The sequence below is a fragment of the Streptomyces sp. NPDC057474 genome (assembly GCF_042802555.1).
Taxonomy (GTDB): domain Bacteria; phylum Actinomycetota; class Actinomycetes; order Streptomycetales; family Streptomycetaceae; genus Streptomyces.
This window is the reverse complement of record NZ_JBHVDX010000069.1, coordinates 26,488-42,433: the sequence shown is the minus strand read 5'-3', so window position 1 is coordinate 42,433 and position 15,946 is coordinate 26,488. Positions and strand designations below refer to the sequence as shown.

Here is a 15,946-nt window from a genome sequence, read left to right as displayed (position 1 = left end):
GAGGGGCGCCCCCACCGCCGTATCCATGCGGATCAGAGACTCATCCGATCAGAGATCATCTGATCGGGCACTCAGTGGCTGTCAGCCGAATCCGCCACCGTTGCCGTTCCCGTTGTTCCCGCCGTTCGTCTGGCCTTGGATCCAGTTCTCCGGGATGGAGAACTCCGGGGTCGGGAAGGTGGTGCCGCCGTCGGTGCCGCCGATGAACCCGTCGTCGTTGTCGCCGTCGTCACCATTGCCGTTGTCGTCGTCGTTCCCGTCGCCGTTGCCGTTCCCATTGTCGTCGCCGCGGCCGCGGTCCGGCCGCTCGTCAGGGATGTAGACACGGTTGAAGTCGGGATTGTCCTTGCCCTCCAGCGCGCCGGTCATCATGTCGCGCCAGATCGGGCCGGGGACCTTGCCGCCGAAGACCTTGTCGTGCAGCACGCCGCCGATCCTGATGTTCACCATGCGGCGCTCGTGCGCGGGGTCGCCCACCCAGACGGCACCGGCCATGTTCGGGGTGTAGCCCACGAACCAGGCCGCGTAACGGTAGTCCGTCGTACCGGTCTTACCGGCGCTGGGACGGCTGGGGCCGAGGCCGGCCTCCGTACCCGTACCGTCCTCGACCACGCCCTCCAGCAGGGTGCTGATGGTGTCGGCGGTCTTCTCGGACATGGCGCGCGAGCACGTCGACTTCGGCACCTCCAGTGACTTCGACTTGTCGCCGACCCGCTGGGTGATGGACTCGATGGCGACCGGCGTGCAGTACATACCGCGCGCGGCGAAGGTCGCGTACGCGTTCGCCATGGTCAGCGGGGACATCTCCTGCGTGCCGAGCGCGATCGACGGGGCCTGGTCCATCTTGCGGCCGTCGGCCCGCTCGACGCCCATCTTCCCGGCCATCTTCGTCACCGGGCAGATGCCGATGTCCGCGATCATCTGCACGAAGTAGGTGTTGACCGACAGCGCGGTCGCCTTCTCCATCGAATACGGGCCGACCTCGGACGCGCTCTCGTTCTCGAGCTTCGCGGCGGTGCTGCCGGTACCGTTCCGCCAGGTGGCGCCGTCACAGGCGGAGATCGGGCTCGGGTAGGCCATCTGGTACGGCGCGGAGTAGATCTTCCCCGGGGACATGCCGTCCTCGATGGCCGCCGCGGCGACGATCGGCTTGAACGTCGAACCGGGCTGGTAGCCCGCTCCGCCGCCCATGGACTCGTCGACCGAGAGGTTGATCGACGTCTCGTTCTTCTTGGTGTCCAGGCCGTACGGCCTGGACTGGCCCATGGCGAGGATCTTGCCGGTGCCGGGCTCCACGATGGTGGCGGCGGTGGCCACCTCGTCCTTCTGCCTGACGTGCTCCTTGACGGAGGCCTGGACCGACTTCTGGGCCTTCGGGTCCATCGTCGTCCGGATCGTCAGGCCGCCCTGGTTCCAGATCTTGGCCCGGGCCTCCTTGGACTTGCCGAAGATCGGGTCGTTCAGGAACACCTCACGCACGTAGTCGCAGAAGAAGCCCGCGCCCTTGACGGCCGTGATGCAGCCGTTCTTCGGCTTGCTGATGTCGAGGCCGAGCGGCTTGTCCTTGGCCTTGTCGGCCTCCGCCTGCGAGATGTCGCCGACGTCGGCCATGCGCTGCAGCACGGTGTTGCGCCGCTTGGTGGCTTCCTGCGGGTCGTTCACCGGGTCGTACCGGCTGGGCGACTGCACGATGCCGGCGAGGAGGGCGGCCTCCTCGACGTCCAGGTCCTTGGCGGACTTCGAGAAGTAGCGCTGGGAGGCGGCCTCGACGCCGTAGGCCTGCTGGCCGAAGAACGTGATGTTCAGGTAGTTCTCGAGGATCTTCTTCTTGCCCAGCTCCTCTTCGAGCTGGATCGCCTTCTTCAGCTCGTTGATCTTCCGGCCGAGGGTCTGCTGGATGGCCTGCTGGACCTTCGTCGGGTCGTCACCGGCCTCCTCCACCGCGACGTTCTTCACCAGCTGCTGCGTCAGCGTGGACGCGCCCTGGGCGACGCCGCCCTCCTGTGCGTTGCGGTTGACCGCGCGGAGCACGCCCTTCAGGTCGATCGCGCCGTGCTGGTAGAAACGGGCGTCCTCGATCGCGATGATCGCCTGCTGCATGTACGGCGAGATCTCCTTGAGATCGACCACCGTACGGTCGCGGCTGTACACCGTGGCGATCGAGTCGCCCTTGCTGTCGAGGATCGTGGTGCGCTGGCTCAGCGGTGGCTGCTTGAGGTTGGCGGGGAGCTCGTCGAACCCCTCGACCGACCCCTTGGCCGCCAGCCCCAGGGCGCCGACCGCGGGCAGGGCGATCCCCGCCATGACGGCACCGGCGAGCACGCTGACACCTAGGAACTTGGCGGCCTGCTGTGTGGCGGACAGACCACCACCCGAGCGCTTGTTTGGCATGAGGGCAGCCTAATCCGTCGTGATGACCGTCCCGAAGGAGCGGGTGCCTCCGCAGAGGCACAAGTGCCGGATCGTGACATCCGTTGCTCGCGACATCAGTTCCTCACGGCATCGAGACGTGAGGAAAACGTGAACGGTTGTCTACGTTCTCATTCGCCGGACACACGCGCAGGCCTTGGCCTAAGCTGCTCTCAACTGTCACAGCCGTAGGCCCTTGTATCAAGTACGTCCAGCGAGCCCGAATCGTTCTGACGTTCTTCCGATTTTTTTCCGGTGCCGTGTCCGAATCCGCCTCGTGTGTCATTCGGTGTCCGTTGTGACGCGTGTCAACTGTCCTGTTCCGTCGGGATAGTCACGTATGTCCTCAGGTCACTCCCGCGGGTGATCTGCCGCTTACGCATAGTCCGTTCGGGCCATTCAAGATTGGGCCCGAAGGGGGTGTTGCGCTGTGCCCACCTTCCGTAACGTCCTCAACTGGCGGCGGTGAATATGCCGCTGCCGCCGTGGGGGAGCCTCGATTCGGGAGAGGACGGCGCCGGTATGGGCTGGGTAACCGACTGGAGTGCGCAGGCTGCCTGCCGCACTACCGATCCGGATGAACTGTTCGTTCAAGGAGCAGCGCAGAACAGGGCCAAGGCGGTGTGCACCGGATGCCCGGTACGCACGGAGTGCCTGGCGGACGCGTTGGACAACCGCGTCGAGTTCGGCGTGTGGGGAGGAATGACGGAGCGCGAGCGCCGCGCACTGCTGCGCAGGCGTCCGACCGTCACGTCGTGGCGCAGGCTGCTGGAGACCGCGCGCACGGAGTACGAGCGTGGCGCGGGCATTCTGCCGCTCGACGATGACGAGATGTACGAGAACTACGCGGCGGTGAGCTGAGGGCGAGGCCCCTTCCGGGCCACGTCGGTCGAGGGCGCCCTTGAGGTGTCGGCGCGTCGGGCAGGTGTGCCGGCTCTCGGGTGCCCCAAGGCGTGGATCGGCATTCGGGCATGGTTCGGTCCTCGGCCGGCCGTACGGTCCTCGGGCGGGTCGTTCGGTCCTCGGGTGGTCGTCGAAAGATCAGTCGTGCGGCAGAGGTTCGTCGTGCGGCAGACGTTCAGTCGTCGGAGGTGGGCAGCTCCGGCCTTATGGCCGCGAGCCGGTCCCCGATGTCCCGCAGACCCGTCAGGTCGTGGACATCACCGGGCAGCGCGGCCACTTCGGCCACGGCCACCTCGGGATGAAGCGCGGTGAAACGGTCACGCGTGCGCTGCTCGCGGGAGAGCAGCCGCATCCGCTCGGCGTGCAACCTGAGCAGTCCTGCCGTGAGCTGTTCCACGGTCAGGTCCGGAGTGTCGGCCTGGTCGGCAACGGCCTGGTTCTGCTGGTCCGGGGCGGGGGAGCCGTCCTGGGTACCGGTCGTTGCGGGAGATCCTGGACTGCCTGAACTGCCGTACGTGTCGGGAGAGTTACGAACTGCTTTCCCGTCCATCTGATCCACAATGCGGGGCTCGTCAAGATTTTCCGCGGCGGCGAGCGCGCGCTCGGCGGACAACTGGGCCGCGCCGCTGCCGTGGACGCGGTTGAGCACCAACCCGGCCAGCGGCATGTCCTCGGCCGCCAGCCGCTCCACGAAGTACGCCGCCTCGCGCAGCGCGTCCCGCTCCGGCGCGGCCACCACCAGGAAGGCCGTGCCGGGCGCCTGGAGCAGCTTGTACGTGGCGTCCGCGCGCGTACGGAAGCCGCCGAACATGGAGTCCATGGCGGCCACGAACGTCTGTACGTCCTTCAGCAGTTGACCGCCGAGCAGCTTGCCCAGGGCGCCCGTCATCATCGACATGCCGACGTTCAGGAACTTCATCCCGGCCCGCCCGCCGACCTTCGCGGGCGCCAGCAGTACGCGGATCAGCTTGCCGTCGAGGAACGAGCCGAGCCGCTTCGGGGCGTCCAGGAAGTCCAGCGCCGAGCGGGACGGCGGGGTGTCGACGATGATCAGGTCCCACTCGTCCCGGGCCCGCAGCTGACCCAGCTTCTCCATCGCCATGTACTCCTGCGTGCCTGCGAAGCCCGCCGAGAGCGATTGGTAGAAGGGGTTGCTCAGGATCGCGGAGGCCCGGTCGGGGTCCGCGTGCGCCTCGACGATCTCGTCGAAGGTGCGCTTCATGTCGAGCATCATGGCGTGCAGTTCGCCGTCCCCGTCGATGCCCTTCACGCGCCGCGGGGTGTTGTCCAGCGAGTCGATGCCCATGGACTGGGCGAGCCGCCGGGCCGGGTCGATGGTGAGCACGACCACCTTGCGGCCGCGCTCGGCGGCCCGCAGCCCGAGGGCCGCCGCCGTGGTCGTCTTGCCCACACCGCCGGCGCCGCAGCACACCACGATGCGGGTCTTCGGATCGTCGAGCAGCGGATCGACCGCGAGGAGTCGAGGCGCGCTGATCGCGCTGTGTCCCTCGGGCGCGTGGGCCGAGTCGTGCATGTGGGCCGAATTGTGCGTGGCGGCCGGGTCCGGAGTCATGAGATCCCTTGCTGACGCAGTTCCGTGGCCAGTTCGTACAGGCCCGCCAGGTCCATTCCCTCGGCGAGCAGCGGCAGTTCGTGCAGCGGCAGGCCCAGTTCGCCCAGTACGCTCCGCTGGTCGTGCTCCAGGGTGTACCGCTCGGCGTACTCCTCGGCCTGCGTGAGCAGCGGTTCCACCAGGCGCTCGGCGTTGCCGCCGCGCCGCGCGCCGCCCAGACCCGCCGTGGACAGGGACTTGGCGACGGCCGTACGCGGCACCGCGCGCGCGAACTCCAGCTCGTCGGCGTCCAGTACCTCGGGCCGCACCATGTTGACGATGATCCGCCCCACCGGCAGCTTCGCGGCACGCAGCTCGGCGATACCGTCCGCCGTCTCCTGGACGGGCATCTCCTCGAGCAGCGTGACCAGATGCACGGCCGTCTCGGGGGACTTCAGGACCCGCATGACGGCCTGGGCCTGATTGTGTATCGGACCGATCTTGGCGAGGCCCGCGACCTCGTCGTTGACGTTCAGGAAGCGGGTGATGCGCCCGGTGGGCGGCGCGTCCATCACCACGTAGTCGTACGCGAACCGGCCGCTTTTCTCCTTGCGGCGCACCGCCTCGCAGGCCTTGCCGGTCAGCAGCACGTCCCGGAGACCGGGCGCGATGGTGGTCGCGAAGTCGATGGCGCCGAGCCTCTTCAGAGCCCGGCCCGCCCCGCCGAGCTTGTAGAACATCTGGAGGTAGTCCAACAGGGCCAGTTCGGGGTCGATGGCCAGCGCATACACCTCCCCGCCCCCGGGAGCCACCGCGATCTTCCGCTCCTCGTACGGCAATGCCTCCGCCTCGAAGAGCTGCGCGATGCCCTGTCTGCCCTCGACCTCGACCAAGAGGGTGCGCTTCCCCTCGGTCGCGAGGGCGAGCGCGAGTGCGGCGGCGACCGTGGTCTTTCCGGTCCCGCCCTTGCCGCTGACGACCTGGAGCCTGCTCACGTATTCGAGCCTAACCAGTCCGCGCGCGGCATACGCGGGAGGCTGTGGACAACTTGTGCCCTCCCCGCCTGTCGGCCCCGGACTGTCCAGGCCGTCATGCCCACCGGGACAGCGGTGGAACCCGTGCCGGACAGCGGCCGGGCAGCGGATAAAGTCGGCCACATGACGAAGTGGGAATACTCAACCGTGCCGCTGCTCGTCCACGCCACGAAGCAGATTCTGGACACCTGGGGCGAGGACGGCTGGGAGCTCGTCCAGGTCGTGCCCGGGCCGAACAACCCCGAGCAGCTGGTGGCCTACCTGAAGCGGCCCAAGCCGTGAGCGCCGTCGAGGCCAAGCTCGCCGAACTCGGGCTGAGCCTGCCCGAGGTCGTCCCGCCGCTCGCCGCGTACCAGCCGGCCGTCCGGTCCGGCGTGTACGTGTACACCGCCGGGCAGCTGCCCATGGTGGACGGCAAGCTGCCCGTCACCGGCAAGGTCGGCGCCGAGGTCACCCCCGAGGAGGCCAAGGAGCTCGCCCGCACCTGCGCGCTGAACGCCCTGGCCGCCGTCAAGTCGGTGGCGGGCGACCTGGACCGTGTCGCGCGCGTGGTGAAGGTCGTCGGTTTCGTGGCCTCGGCCTCCGACTTCACGGGCCAGCCCGCCGTGCTGAACGGTGCGAGCGAACTCCTGGGCGCCGTCTTCGGCGACAAGGGTGTCCACGCGCGCAGCGCGGTCGGTGTGGCGGTACTGCCGCTGGACGCGCCGGTCGAGGTGGAGCTCCAGGTGGAACTCACCGCCGGGTAGCGGTCACCAAGATCGCGGAGGCTCACTCGAACATCCGCCGGTTACGAGTTAGCCTCCGCCCATGGCAAACGGCCAGTGGTACCCAGCCGAGTGGCCGGACCGCATCCGCGCACTCGCGGCCGGCACGCTGACACCGGTGACCCCCAAGCGGGCCGCCACCGTCATGCTGCTCAAGGACACGGCCGACACCCCGGTCGTGCACATGCTGCGCAGACGCGCCTCCATGGCCTTCGCCGGGGGCGCGTACGCGTATCCGGGCGGCGGTGTGGACCCGCGCGACGACGACCACCAGATCAGCTGGGCAGGCCCCACGCGCGCGTGGTGGGCGTCCAGACTCGGCGTCGACGAGACCGACGCCCAGGCGATCGTCTGCGCGGCCGTACGGGAGACGTACGAGGAGGCGGGCGTCCTGCTCGCCGGGCCCGGCTCCGACACCGTGGTCGGCGACACCACGGGCGACGACTGGGAGGCGGACCGCGCGGCGGTGGCCGCCCGGGAGCTGTCCTTCGCCGAGTTCCTGGAGCGCCGCGGGCTGGTCCTGCGGTCCGACCTGCTGGGCGCCTGGGCCCGCTGGATCACTCCCGAGTTCGAGTCCCGCCGCTACGACACCTGGTTCTTCGTGGCCGCTCTCCCGCAGGGCCAGCGCACCCGCAACGCCTCCACGGAAGCCGACCGGACGGTGTGGATCCGCCCCAGGGACGCGGCGGACGGCTACGACAAGGGCGAGCTGCTGATGATGCCGCCCACCATCGCGACCCTGCGCCGGCTCGCGGAGTACGACACGGCCGCCGCCGCGCTCGCCGCCGCGCCCGCCCGCGACCTGACCCCCGTCCTCGCCCAAGCCCGCCTGGAGAACGACGACGTGGTCCTTTCCTGGCCCGGCCACGCCGAGTTCATCAAGCGCATATCGGCCGCCGGAGACTCCGCATGACGGACGCGACCGCTCTCCCGGGCCGGTCGAGCGGCGGGGACCCGGTCCCTCGAACGCCCCTCGCACCGCTTCGCGGGCGTCGAGACGCCGCGCGTGCCTCCGACCGACGACGTGACGCTCTGCCCATCCCGCTGGAAGGCGCCTCCGTATGACCGACGCAGCAGCCCTCCCCGGCCAGCCCAGGGGCGGCGTCCTGTCGGGGCCCGCCACCGCGCGCGCGGTCAACGTGCTCGCGCCGAACGCGTCCGTGATGACGCTGGACGGGACCAACACCTGGATCGTGTCCGAGCCGGACTCCGAGCTGGCGGTCGTGATCGACCCGGGTCCGCTGGACGACGCCCACCTGCGCAACGTCGTCGACACGGCGGAGATGGCCGGCAAGCGGGTCGCGCTGACCCTGCTCACGCACGGACACCCGGACCACGCGGAGGGCGCCGCCCGCTTCGGAGCGCTGACCAGGACGAACGTGAGGGCCCTCGACCCGGCGCTGCGGCTCGGCGACGAAGGACTCGGCGCGGGCGACATCGTCTCGGTCGGCGGCCTGGAGCTCCGCGTCGTACCCACCCCCGGCCACACCGCCGACTCGCTCTGCTTCCACCTCCCGGCCGACCGGGCCGTCCTCACCGGCGACACCGTCCTGGGGCGCGGTACGACGGTCGTGGCCCACCCCGACGGCCGTCTCGGCGACTATCTCGACTCCCTCCGCCGCCTCAGGTCCCTCACGGTCGACGACGGCGTCCACACCGTCCTCCCCGGCCATGGCCCCGTCCTGGAGGACGCCCAGGGCGCCGTCGAGTTCTATCTCGCCCACCGCGCCCACCGGCTCGCCCAGGTCGAGACGGCCGTCGAGAACGGCTACGGCACCCCCGGCGAGGTCGTCGCCCACGTCTACGCCGATGTCGACCGCTCCCTGTGGCCGGCCGCGGAACTCTCGGTACGGGCCCAGCTGGAGTACCTGACCGAGCACGGCCTGATCTGATCCGCCCCGAGCCTCAGCGGCCGTCTCCGGGGTCACGGCCGCCCGAGGTGCCTCACCGGGCGGCTCAGAGGCCTCCTGGGCCTCAGTAGCACCCTCCCAGGGACGTCCAGGGGCCCTCTCCGGCGCGCTCAGAGCCTCATCGCCCCAGGGGCCGCCTTTCCCCCTCACCGGTCTCCGGGACGTGGCGCTTTGACGCCGTGCACGCGCGCGTACTCCTCGGCCAGCCAGGGCCCGAGATCGTCCAGGTACGACCGCAGAACGGCGACACGGGCACCCGACTCATCCGGCCCGCCCGCGCCGGCACCCGGTTCGTACCCGGCCACCGCCGCCGCGCGCATCTGGGCGGCGCGCTCGGGGTAGTACTCGCCGAACGCCTCGGCCATCTCGTGCAGATCGCTGGTCCAGCCGTTCCAGCGGGGCATGACGAGGGTGAACCCGGTCCGAACCAGCCGCCGGGAGTAGCCGCGGACGAGCGCCCGACGGGCGTCGTCGCCGGTGACTTCCGCGACCCGTTCCCGCCAGCGCGGCAGATGCAGCGCGAGGTCGCCGTTGGTCTCGCGGGCGAGGAGGGAGTCCGGCCGATAGCGGGGCAGGTCCTCCGCCAGGTCCTCGCCCAGCAGAGGAGTGCACAGACAGGCCACGAACCAGCCCAGGTCGTACCGCTCCAGGTCGCTGAGCACCTGCGCCCGGCTGACCAGCAGCGTTCCGGCCCCGTCGATCTGCGGAAACTCCCTGTCGAGCGCCTCGTCCAGCACCCGCGTCCCGGCCCGGTCCGCCTCCGTGGGCTCCTCGCGCAACGCCAGCAGCAGATCGAGATCACTGCGACCCGGACGAGCCGTGCCCCGGGGAATCGACCCATAGAGATACGCACTGTGCAGCCCAGCCCCGAACACGTTCAAAATCCGATCCCGGGCCGCCGCCACCACCGGCCGGAACACCCCGGGTACCCGCCCCAGCGCCCCCTCCCGCTCGATGTACCCCCGGCTGTCCAGCCCTCTTCGACGCCCCATTTCGGCCATACGGCCACTGTGCCCGGAGAGGCGCGCGGGGGCAGGCCATCTGCGTGGCAGGGGGCCACATGCACGGGCGGGGGTCCAGGGGGCGCAGCGCCCCTGGCGCAGTCCGGGGCGGAACCCTGTCCGGGCGGGGTCGAAGGGGCGGCGGCCCCTGGGGATGGGAACGGGTAAGGGCGGCTGGGGCGAAGACAATGGGGCCCGCCCCGCGAACGGGACGAACCCCATCGACGTACGAAAGGCCGCACAGGTCGAACCGGCGTACGGCCGAACCGTGTCAGCGCGACCGCTTGGCCAGCCGCTCCACGTCCAGCAAAATCACCGCGCGAGCCTCCAACCGCAGCCACCCCCGCTGCGCGAAGTCCGCCAGCGCCTTGTTCACGGTCTCCCGCGACGCACCGACCAGCTGCGCCAACTCCTCCTGCGTGAGGTCGTGCACCACGTGGATGCCCTCCTCCGACTGCACACCGAACCGCCGCGAGAGGTCCAGCAGCGCGCGAGCGACCCGCCCGGGAACGTCCGAGAACACGAGGTCGGACATCTGGTCGTTGGTCCTGCGCAGACGCCGCGCGACGGCACGCAGCAGCGCTGCGGCCACCTCGGGCCGCACGTTCAGCCACGGCTGGAGGTCGCCGTGGCCGAGGCCGAGCAGCTTGACCTCGGTCAGCGCCGTGGCGGTCGCCGTCCGCGGACCCGGGTCGAACAGCGACAGCTCGCCGATCAACTCACCGGGGCCGAGCACGGCCAGCATGTTCTCGCGGCCGTCGGGTGACGCGCGGTGCAGCTTGACCTTGCCTTCGGTGACCACATAGAGGCGGTCACCCGGGTCGCCCTCGTGGAAGAGAGCGTCACCGCGCGCGAGGGTCACCTCACTCATGGAGGCGCGGAGCTCCGCGGCCTGCTCGTCATCGAGCGCCGCGAAGAGCGGGGCGCGCCGCAGAACGTCGTCCACGAGTTCTCTCCTTGTCGACCTGCTCAGGGGATCTTGCTCCCCGTACTACCAGGGGACCGTGTTCCCCATCTTGCCGGACGGACCAAACAGTGTGATCTGTCACAAGGATGCCGCACACATGTCCCGGGGTAAGCGTCAGGGGTCCAATTGGGGGCCGATCTTCTGGGCCCGGGGCGGTTGTCGGTGCCGGGCTTTAGGCTGGCCGGGTGTCCAAATCGCCGGTGAGAGCACAGGCCAAGGGGGCTGGGCGGGTGGTTGTACGGCGGGATTCCGCTGTGGGCGAACAGCGTCCCGCGGGAGCGAACAAAACGGCAAAGGCGACGAAGGTGTCTGATCCATCAGCAGCGGAGAACCCGGCCCAGAAGGCCACGGCCCCGGCGAAGAAGGCCGTACCGGCAGGAAAGGCCGCCACAGCCCGAAAGGCGACGGCGGTGAAGACGGCGGCCGCGGCGCGAAGGGCGGCCTCGGCGGACGGGACCACCACCGCACCCACGACTGCCGCCAAGCTTCCCAAGGCCGAGTCCCGGACCGCCCTGGTCCGCCGTGCCCGTCGCATCAACCGCGAACTCGCCGAGGTGTACCCGTACGCGCACCCGGAGCTGGACTTCGAGAACTCCTTCCAACTGGTCGTCGCGACGGTCCTGTCCGCCCAGACGACCGACCTGCGGGTCAACCAGACGACACCGGCGCTCTTCGCGAAGTACCCGACCCCCGAGGACCTGGCCGCGGCCGACCCGGAGGAGGTCGAGGAGATCCTGCGGCCGTGCGGCTTCTTCCGGGCCAAGACGAAGTCGGTGATGGGGCTGTCGAAAGCCCTGGTGGAGAACCACGGGGGCGAGGTCCCCGGCCGTCTCGAAGACCTCGTCAAACTGCCCGGCGTCGGCCGCAAGACCGCCTTCGTCGTGTTGGGCAACGCCTTCGGCCGGCCCGGCATCACCGTGGACACGCACTTCCAGCGGCTCGTACGACGTTGGCGGTGGACCGAGGCGACCGACCCGGACAAGATCGAGGCGGCCATCGGCGCGCTCTTCCCGAAGAGCGAGTGGACGATGCTGTCGCACCACGTGATCTTCCACGGCCGCCGCATCTGCCACGCCCGTAAACCGGCCTGCGGCGCGTGCCCCATCGCCCCGCTCTGCCCGGCGTTCGGCGAGGGCGAGACGGACCCGGACAAGGCCAGGAAACTCCTGAAGTACGAGAAGGGCGGCTTCCCCGGTCAGCGCCTCAAGCCCCCGCAGTCCTACCTGGACGCGGGCGGCATCCCGGCCCCGCCCCTGGGAGCCGCCGGATGACGGACCGCACGAGGCGACCGGGCGCGCACACCACCGCGCGCCTCCGCTCCATCACGCACCCTGCCGCGCGCTTCCCCTCCGGCGCGCACCCTGCCGCCCGCCGGCCCCACCCCGACGCGTACGCTCGCCACCCTTCCACCCGCCACCCACAAGAGGGACGCGAGGCCCTAGCGGAACGATCAGCGGTCTCCCGGGCGTTGGGACCGGAAGAACGACGGGGGTGGCTATGACACGCGTGAGCCGGACGGACGGCGGCACGGACACCGACAGCGGGCACCACACGCGGGACGGGCACGTGAGCCTGGACAAGGCGGGCCTGCCCACCTGGCTGGACCCGGTGGTGCGCGCCGCCGAGACGGTCGAGCCACTGCAGCTGAGCCGCTTCCTGCCGCCGGAGAACGGCTCGGGGCGGCAGTCGGCGGTCCTGATCCTGTTCGGCGAGGGTGCGAGCGGGCCCGAGCTGCTGCTCATGGAGCGCGCCGGCTCGCTCAGATCGCACGCGGGACAGCCGTCGTTCCCCGGCGGCGCCCTCGACCCCGAGGACGGCGACCCGCAGACCGACGGTCCGCTGCGCGCAGCCCTGCGCGAGGCCGAGGAGGAGACCGGCCTCGACCCCGCCGGCGTCCAGCTCATCGGTGTGCTGCCCAAGCTGTACATCCCGGTCAGCGGCTTCGTCGTGACCCCCGTTCTGGGCTGGTGGCGGGAGCCGACCCCGGTCCGGGTCGTCGATCCGAACGAGACGGCCCGCGTCTTCACCGTCCCCGTGGCGGATCTCACGGATCCGGCCAACAGAGCCACCGCCATTCACCCCCGCGGCTACGCAGGTCCGGCATTTCTGGTCGAATCAGCCCTGGTGTGGGGTTTCACGGCCGGAGTGATCGACCGTCTGCTGCACTACGCAGGCTGGGAGCGCCCCTGGGACCGGGAGAAGCAGGTCCCGCTCGACTGGCGCTCATGACAGGGTGTCTGCCGTGCTGCGTCTTTTGGGGCTTGTCGGGTCCCCATGTCGCCGCGCGTCGGACCGGACCCCGGCCGGTCTGTAGTGATCGCGAAGTGACGAGGCGAGGCTTGAAGCGGTGAACGTGCTGGACATCCTGTTGCTGGTAGCCGCCGTCTGGTTCGCGATCGTGGGCTACCGACAGGGCTTCGTCGTCGGCATCCTCTCGGTGATCGGCTTCCTCGGCGGCGGCCTCGTCGCGGTCTACGCCCTGCCCGTCATCTGGGACTGGATGACCGACAACTCCGAGGTGAGCACGGCCGCCGCCGTCGTCGCGGTGGTCATCGTGATCGTCTGCGCCTCCGTGGGCCAGGCCCTGACCACCCACCTCGGCAACAAGCTGCGTCGCTACATCACCTGGTCCCCGGCCCGCGCCCTGGACGCCACCGGCGGCGCTCTCGTCAACGTCGTGGCGATGCTCCTGGTCGCCTGGCTGATCGGCTCCGCACTCGCCGGGACGACGCTGCCGACGCTCGGCAAGGAGGTCCGCAACTCCAAGGTGCTGCAGGGCGTGGCCGGGGCCCTGCCCAACCAGGCGGACACCTGGTTCGCGGACTTCTCCTCGGTCCTCACGCAGAACGGCTTCCCGCAGGTCTTCAGCCCGTTCTCGAACGAGCCGATCACCGAGGTCCAGCCCCCCGACCCGGCGCTCGCGAACAGCGCGGTCGCCCAGCGCGCCAAGCGGTCCATCGTCAAGGTCATGGGCACCGCCCAGAGTTGCGGCAAGGTCCTCGAAGGCACCGGCTTCGTCTTCGGCGAGCGCCGTGTGATGACCAACGCGCACGTGGTCGGCGGAGTCGACGAACCCACCGTCCAGATCGGCGGCGAGGGCCGCAAGTACGACGCCAAGGTCGTCCTCTACGACTGGGAACGCGACATCGCCGTACTGGACGTGCCGGGTCTGAAGGCGCCCGTGCTGGAGTTCACCACCAAGGACGCTGTCAGCAGCGACGACGCGATCGTCGCGGGCTTCCCGGAGAACGGCTCGTACGACGTCCGCCCCGCGCGCGTACGCGGTCGCATCACGGCCAACGGCGCCGACATCTACAAGCGCGGCACCGTCCACCGCGACGTCTACTCGCTCTACGCGACCGTCCGCCAGGGCAACTCCGGCGGCCCGCTGCTCACGCCCGAAGGCAAGGTCTACGGCGTGGTCTTCGCGAAGTCCCTCGACGACCCGGACACGGGCTACGCGCTCACCGCGGACGAGGTCGAGGAGGACATCGCCAAGGGCCGTACGGCCAACCAGCAGGTGGACAGCGACAGCTGCGCGCTCTGAAGCCGGGCGGGGCCGGTGTGGTGAGGTCCTGTGCGGGTCGCCCCGCGTGGGTCAGGGACGAGGATGGCGCAGCCGGGCCGAGACCCAGCGGGCCCGACGGCGCAGGATGCGCGGAATACCCAGCCGGGGATCCGTGCCCGGCAGTTGCGGGGCGCCCCTCTGGTGGGAGCTCAGGCCCGCGGCCGAGCGGCGGTTGCGTGCTGCGTCACTGTAGTCGTGCGTCCAGCCCATACCCCGACGTGTGCCCCCGCCCCAAGGTCGATAACCGCCCCCACGCCCCCCAATTGGCCTATGCGCCGGGCAAGTGGCTGTTCATGGAACAGGTGTTCACGTCCGGGCCGTGCCTTCCCGGGAAACGTGACAACGGCGGCTCCGCCGCGGGCCCCCGGGACCTCCGGCCGAGGTCGGCCCAACCGCCGTTCACCGGTCGGGCTCGGGGTCCTTCAGCCAGTTGATGAGTTCGGCCGAGAACGCCACCGGGTCCTCCTCGTGCGGGAAGTGTCCCAGGCCGTCGAACAGCCGCCAACGGTACGGCGCTTCGACGTACTCACCGGACCCGGCCGCGCTGCGCGTCCGCAGCACCGGGTCCAGTGAACCGTGCAGGTGGAGGGTGGGCACCCGCACCGGGCGCTTCATCCGGCGGTTGAACTGGATGCCGTCCGGGCGGGCCATGGACCGCACCATCCACCGGTACGGCTCGATCGAGCAGTGCGCCGTCGACGGGATGCACATCGCCCGCCGATACGCCTCTACGGCCTCGTCGTCGGGCAGCCGCGGCCCCGACCAGTCCCGGATGAGCCGGCCGACCAGGGCGCCGTCGTCGGCGGTGAGTTGCCGCTCGGGGATCCAGGGCCGCTGGAATCCCCAGATGTAGGACCCCGCGGCCGTCTGCTTGACATCGGAGAGCATCGCCGAGCGCCAGCGCCGCGGGTGCGGCATCGAGGACACCGCGAGCCGCCGTACGAGCTTGGGGCGCATCACGGCCGCCGTCCACGCCAGATAGCCGCCCAGGTCGTGGCCGACCAGGGCGGCATCGGGCTCGCCGAGGGACCGTACGACTCCGGTGATGTCGAGGGCGAGGTTCGCGGGGTCGTAACCCCGGGGTGTGCGGTCGCTGCCGCCGACCCCACGCAGGTCCATGGCCACGGCCCGGAAGCCCGCGTCGGCGAGGGCGACCAACTGGTGCCGCCAGGTCCACCAGAACTGCGGGAAGCCGTGCAGCAGCAGCACCAGCGGCCCGTCGCCCACCTCGGCGATGTGGAAGCGCGCGCCGTTGGCGGCCACGTCCCGGTGGATCAGCTCCTTGGCGCCGGGCACGTCGAGTCGTACGGGAGACGCGGGCTGATTCCAGGGGGCGGCCGGGGTGGTCGCGGGGTCGGTCATGACGTCGAGCGTGCCACAGCCTCGATGGCGTCGTCGGCCGGGGCGGGCCGACGGGGGTGCGGCTTGGCGTTCTGCAGCACGCCCGCCGTCTGCTTCATGGACGCGGCGACCTTCTGCGGGCCCTGCCCCTTCTTGGCCTTCTTCGAGAAGACGACGCCGATGAGCGTCAGCACGAGGGCGACCACCACGTTCGCCGCGAACGACAGCAGGAAGCAGATCGCCAGGTTCCAGTCGCTCCAGGTACGGATGCCGTACGCCAGGGCGAAACTCAGCATCGGCAGGGAGAAGATCAGCACCGTGCCGGCCGCCGCGAACGCCCCGCCGCCGACCACGCCTCGCTTGACGTCCTGCCTGAGCTGAGCCTTGGCCAGCGCGATCTCGTCGTGCACCAGGGCGGACATCTCGGCCGTCGCCGAGGCGAACAACTGGCCGACGCTGCGTTCGGCTCCGACCGGGCTGCCGTCGGGTGCGCTCAT

16 protein-coding genes are annotated in these 15,946 nt (G+C 70.2%); 8 read left to right on the top strand and 8 right to left on the bottom strand.

The annotated features are described in order from the left end of the window. Positions 1 to 81 precede the first annotated feature (81 nt). Positions 82 to 2,391 (bottom strand): transglycosylase domain-containing protein, encoded by a 2,310-nt coding sequence (locus tag ACFU53_RS20845; RefSeq protein ID WP_383994262.1) that lies wholly within the window; start codon positions 2,389 to 2,391, stop codon positions 82 to 84. 540 nt (positions 2,392 to 2,931) lie between these two features. Here ACFU53_RS20845 and wblA point away from each other — a divergent pair. After that, a complete protein-coding gene (wblA, locus tag ACFU53_RS20840) occupies positions 2,932 to 3,270 on the top strand; it encodes a transcriptional regulator WblA (protein ID WP_033524587.1) in 339 nt (112 codons plus the stop codon). A gap of 217 nt (positions 3,271 to 3,487) precedes the next feature. Here the strand turns inward: wblA and ACFU53_RS20835 are convergent, their stop codons facing one another. Together ACFU53_RS20835 and ACFU53_RS20830 are read right to left on the bottom strand one after the other, a co-directional pair. After that, positions 3,488 to 4,885: an ArsA family ATPase gene (locus ACFU53_RS20835; RefSeq protein WP_383994259.1), complete on the bottom strand. Its 1,398-nt coding sequence runs from the start codon at positions 4,883 to 4,885 to the stop codon at positions 3,488 to 3,490. Then, the gene (locus tag ACFU53_RS20830; RefSeq protein ID WP_383994256.1) at positions 4,882 to 5,859 is read right to left on the bottom strand and encodes an ArsA family ATPase; all 978 of its coding nucleotides are present in this window, start codon (positions 5,857 to 5,859) and stop codon (positions 4,882 to 4,884) included. The genes ACFU53_RS20835 and ACFU53_RS20830 overlap by 4 nt, the downstream gene beginning before the upstream one ends. A gap of 162 nt (positions 5,860 to 6,021) precedes the next feature. On the opposite strand from ACFU53_RS20830, the gene ACFU53_RS20825 reads away from it, so the two are divergent. From ACFU53_RS20825 to ACFU53_RS20810, 4 genes are all read left to right on the top strand, one after another. After that, positions 6,022 to 6,180, top strand: a complete 159-nt coding sequence (locus ACFU53_RS20825) for a DUF4177 domain-containing protein (protein WP_005476015.1) — start codon at positions 6,022 to 6,024, stop codon at positions 6,178 to 6,180. Continuing rightward, positions 6,177 to 6,644: a RidA family protein gene (locus tag ACFU53_RS20820; RefSeq protein WP_383994253.1), complete on the top strand. Its 468-nt coding sequence runs from the start codon at positions 6,177 to 6,179 to the stop codon at positions 6,642 to 6,644. The genes ACFU53_RS20825 and ACFU53_RS20820 overlap by 4 nt, the downstream gene beginning before the upstream one ends. Before the next feature lie 61 nt (positions 6,645 to 6,705). After that, positions 6,706 to 7,575 carry an NUDIX hydrolase gene (locus tag ACFU53_RS20815; protein ID WP_383994250.1) on the top strand — a complete coding sequence of 290 codons (870 nt, stop codon included), beginning with the start codon at positions 6,706 to 6,708 and terminating at the stop codon, positions 7,573 to 7,575. Positions 7,576 to 7,723: 148 nt separating this feature from the next. Next, a complete protein-coding gene (locus tag ACFU53_RS20810; RefSeq protein WP_383994248.1) occupies positions 7,724 to 8,554 on the top strand; it encodes an MBL fold metallo-hydrolase in 831 nt (276 codons plus the stop codon). 164 nt (positions 8,555 to 8,718) lie between these two features. On the opposite strand, the gene ACFU53_RS20805 is transcribed toward ACFU53_RS20810, so the two are convergent. Both ACFU53_RS20805 and ACFU53_RS20800 read right to left on the bottom strand, forming a co-directional pair. Continuing rightward, positions 8,719 to 9,573 carry a nucleotidyltransferase domain-containing protein gene (locus ACFU53_RS20805; RefSeq protein WP_383994245.1) on the bottom strand — a complete coding sequence of 285 codons (855 nt, stop codon included), beginning with the start codon at positions 9,571 to 9,573 and terminating at the stop codon, positions 8,719 to 8,721. Positions 9,574 to 9,844: 271 nt separating this feature from the next. Beyond that, entirely contained in the window at positions 9,845 to 10,519 is a 675-nt protein-coding gene (locus ACFU53_RS20800; protein WP_383994242.1) for a Crp/Fnr family transcriptional regulator, read from the bottom strand. A gap of 326 nt (positions 10,520 to 10,845) precedes the next feature. Here ACFU53_RS20800 and nth point away from each other — a divergent pair, with 326 nt between their 5' ends. The 3 genes from nth (at position 10,846) to ACFU53_RS20785 (ending at position 14,087) form a co-directional block, all read left to right on the top strand. Then, a complete protein-coding gene (gene nth, locus ACFU53_RS20795; protein WP_383994239.1) occupies positions 10,846 to 11,811 on the top strand; it encodes an endonuclease III in 966 nt (321 codons plus the stop codon). Positions 11,812 to 12,037: 226 nt separating this feature from the next. Further along, on the top strand, positions 12,038 to 12,769 hold the full coding sequence (locus ACFU53_RS20790) for an NUDIX hydrolase (protein WP_383994236.1): 732 nt from the start codon (positions 12,038 to 12,040) through the stop codon (positions 12,767 to 12,769). A gap of 118 nt (positions 12,770 to 12,887) precedes the next feature. Continuing rightward, positions 12,888 to 14,087 (top strand): MarP family serine protease, encoded by a 1,200-nt coding sequence (locus tag ACFU53_RS20785; protein ID WP_383994233.1) that lies wholly within the window; start codon positions 12,888 to 12,890, stop codon positions 14,085 to 14,087. Between the two features lie 51 nt (positions 14,088 to 14,138). Here the strand turns inward: ACFU53_RS20785 and ACFU53_RS20780 are convergent, their stop codons facing one another. From ACFU53_RS20780 to ACFU53_RS20770, 3 genes are all read right to left on the bottom strand, one after another. Next, positions 14,139 to 14,318 (bottom strand): hypothetical protein, encoded by a 180-nt coding sequence (locus tag ACFU53_RS20780; protein ID WP_257542638.1) that lies wholly within the window; start codon positions 14,316 to 14,318, stop codon positions 14,139 to 14,141. A gap of 189 nt (positions 14,319 to 14,507) precedes the next feature. Beyond that, on the bottom strand, positions 14,508 to 15,470 hold the full coding sequence (locus ACFU53_RS20775) for an alpha/beta fold hydrolase (RefSeq protein WP_383994229.1): 963 nt from the start codon (positions 15,468 to 15,470) through the stop codon (positions 14,508 to 14,510). Next, the gene (locus tag ACFU53_RS20770; protein WP_383994226.1) at positions 15,467 to 15,946 is read right to left on the bottom strand and encodes a phage holin family protein; all 480 of its coding nucleotides are present in this window, start codon (positions 15,944 to 15,946) and stop codon (positions 15,467 to 15,469) included. The genes ACFU53_RS20775 and ACFU53_RS20770 overlap by 4 nt, the downstream gene beginning before the upstream one ends.

What these genes read in the sequence shown, in the direction of transcription:
- ACFU53_RS20845 (WP_383994262.1), bottom strand. Translation starts at nt 2,391, where the DNA reads ATGCCAAACAAGCGCTCGGGTGGTGGTCTGTCCGCCACACAGCAGGCC.
- wblA (WP_033524587.1), top strand. Translation starts at nt 2,932, where the DNA reads ATGGGCTGGGTAACCGACTGGAGTGCGCAGGCTGCCTGCCGCACTACC.
- ACFU53_RS20835 (WP_383994259.1), bottom strand. Translation starts at nt 4,885, where the DNA reads ATGACTCCGGACCCGGCCGCCACGCACAATTCGGCCCACATGCACGAC.
- ACFU53_RS20825 (WP_005476015.1), top strand. Translation starts at nt 6,022, where the DNA reads ATGACGAAGTGGGAATACTCAACCGTGCCGCTGCTCGTCCACGCCACG.
- ACFU53_RS20815 (WP_383994250.1), top strand. Translation starts at nt 6,706, where the DNA reads ATGGCAAACGGCCAGTGGTACCCAGCCGAGTGGCCGGACCGCATCCGC.
- ACFU53_RS20810 (WP_383994248.1), top strand. Translation starts at nt 7,724, where the DNA reads ATGACCGACGCAGCAGCCCTCCCCGGCCAGCCCAGGGGCGGCGTCCTG.
- ACFU53_RS20805 (WP_383994245.1), bottom strand. Translation starts at nt 9,573, where the DNA reads ATGGCCGAAATGGGGCGTCGAAGAGGGCTGGACAGCCGGGGGTACATC.
- ACFU53_RS20790 (WP_383994236.1), top strand. Translation starts at nt 12,038, where the DNA reads ATGACACGCGTGAGCCGGACGGACGGCGGCACGGACACCGACAGCGGG.
- ACFU53_RS20780 (WP_257542638.1), bottom strand. Translation starts at nt 14,318, where the DNA reads ATGGGCTGGACGCACGACTACAGTGACGCAGCACGCAACCGCCGCTCG.
- ACFU53_RS20775 (WP_383994229.1), bottom strand. Translation starts at nt 15,470, where the DNA reads ATGACCGACCCCGCGACCACCCCGGCCGCCCCCTGGAATCAGCCCGCG.
- ACFU53_RS20770 (WP_383994226.1), bottom strand. Translation starts at nt 15,946, where the DNA reads ATGAGCGCACCCGACGGCAGCCCGGTCGGAGCCGAACGCAGCGTCGGC.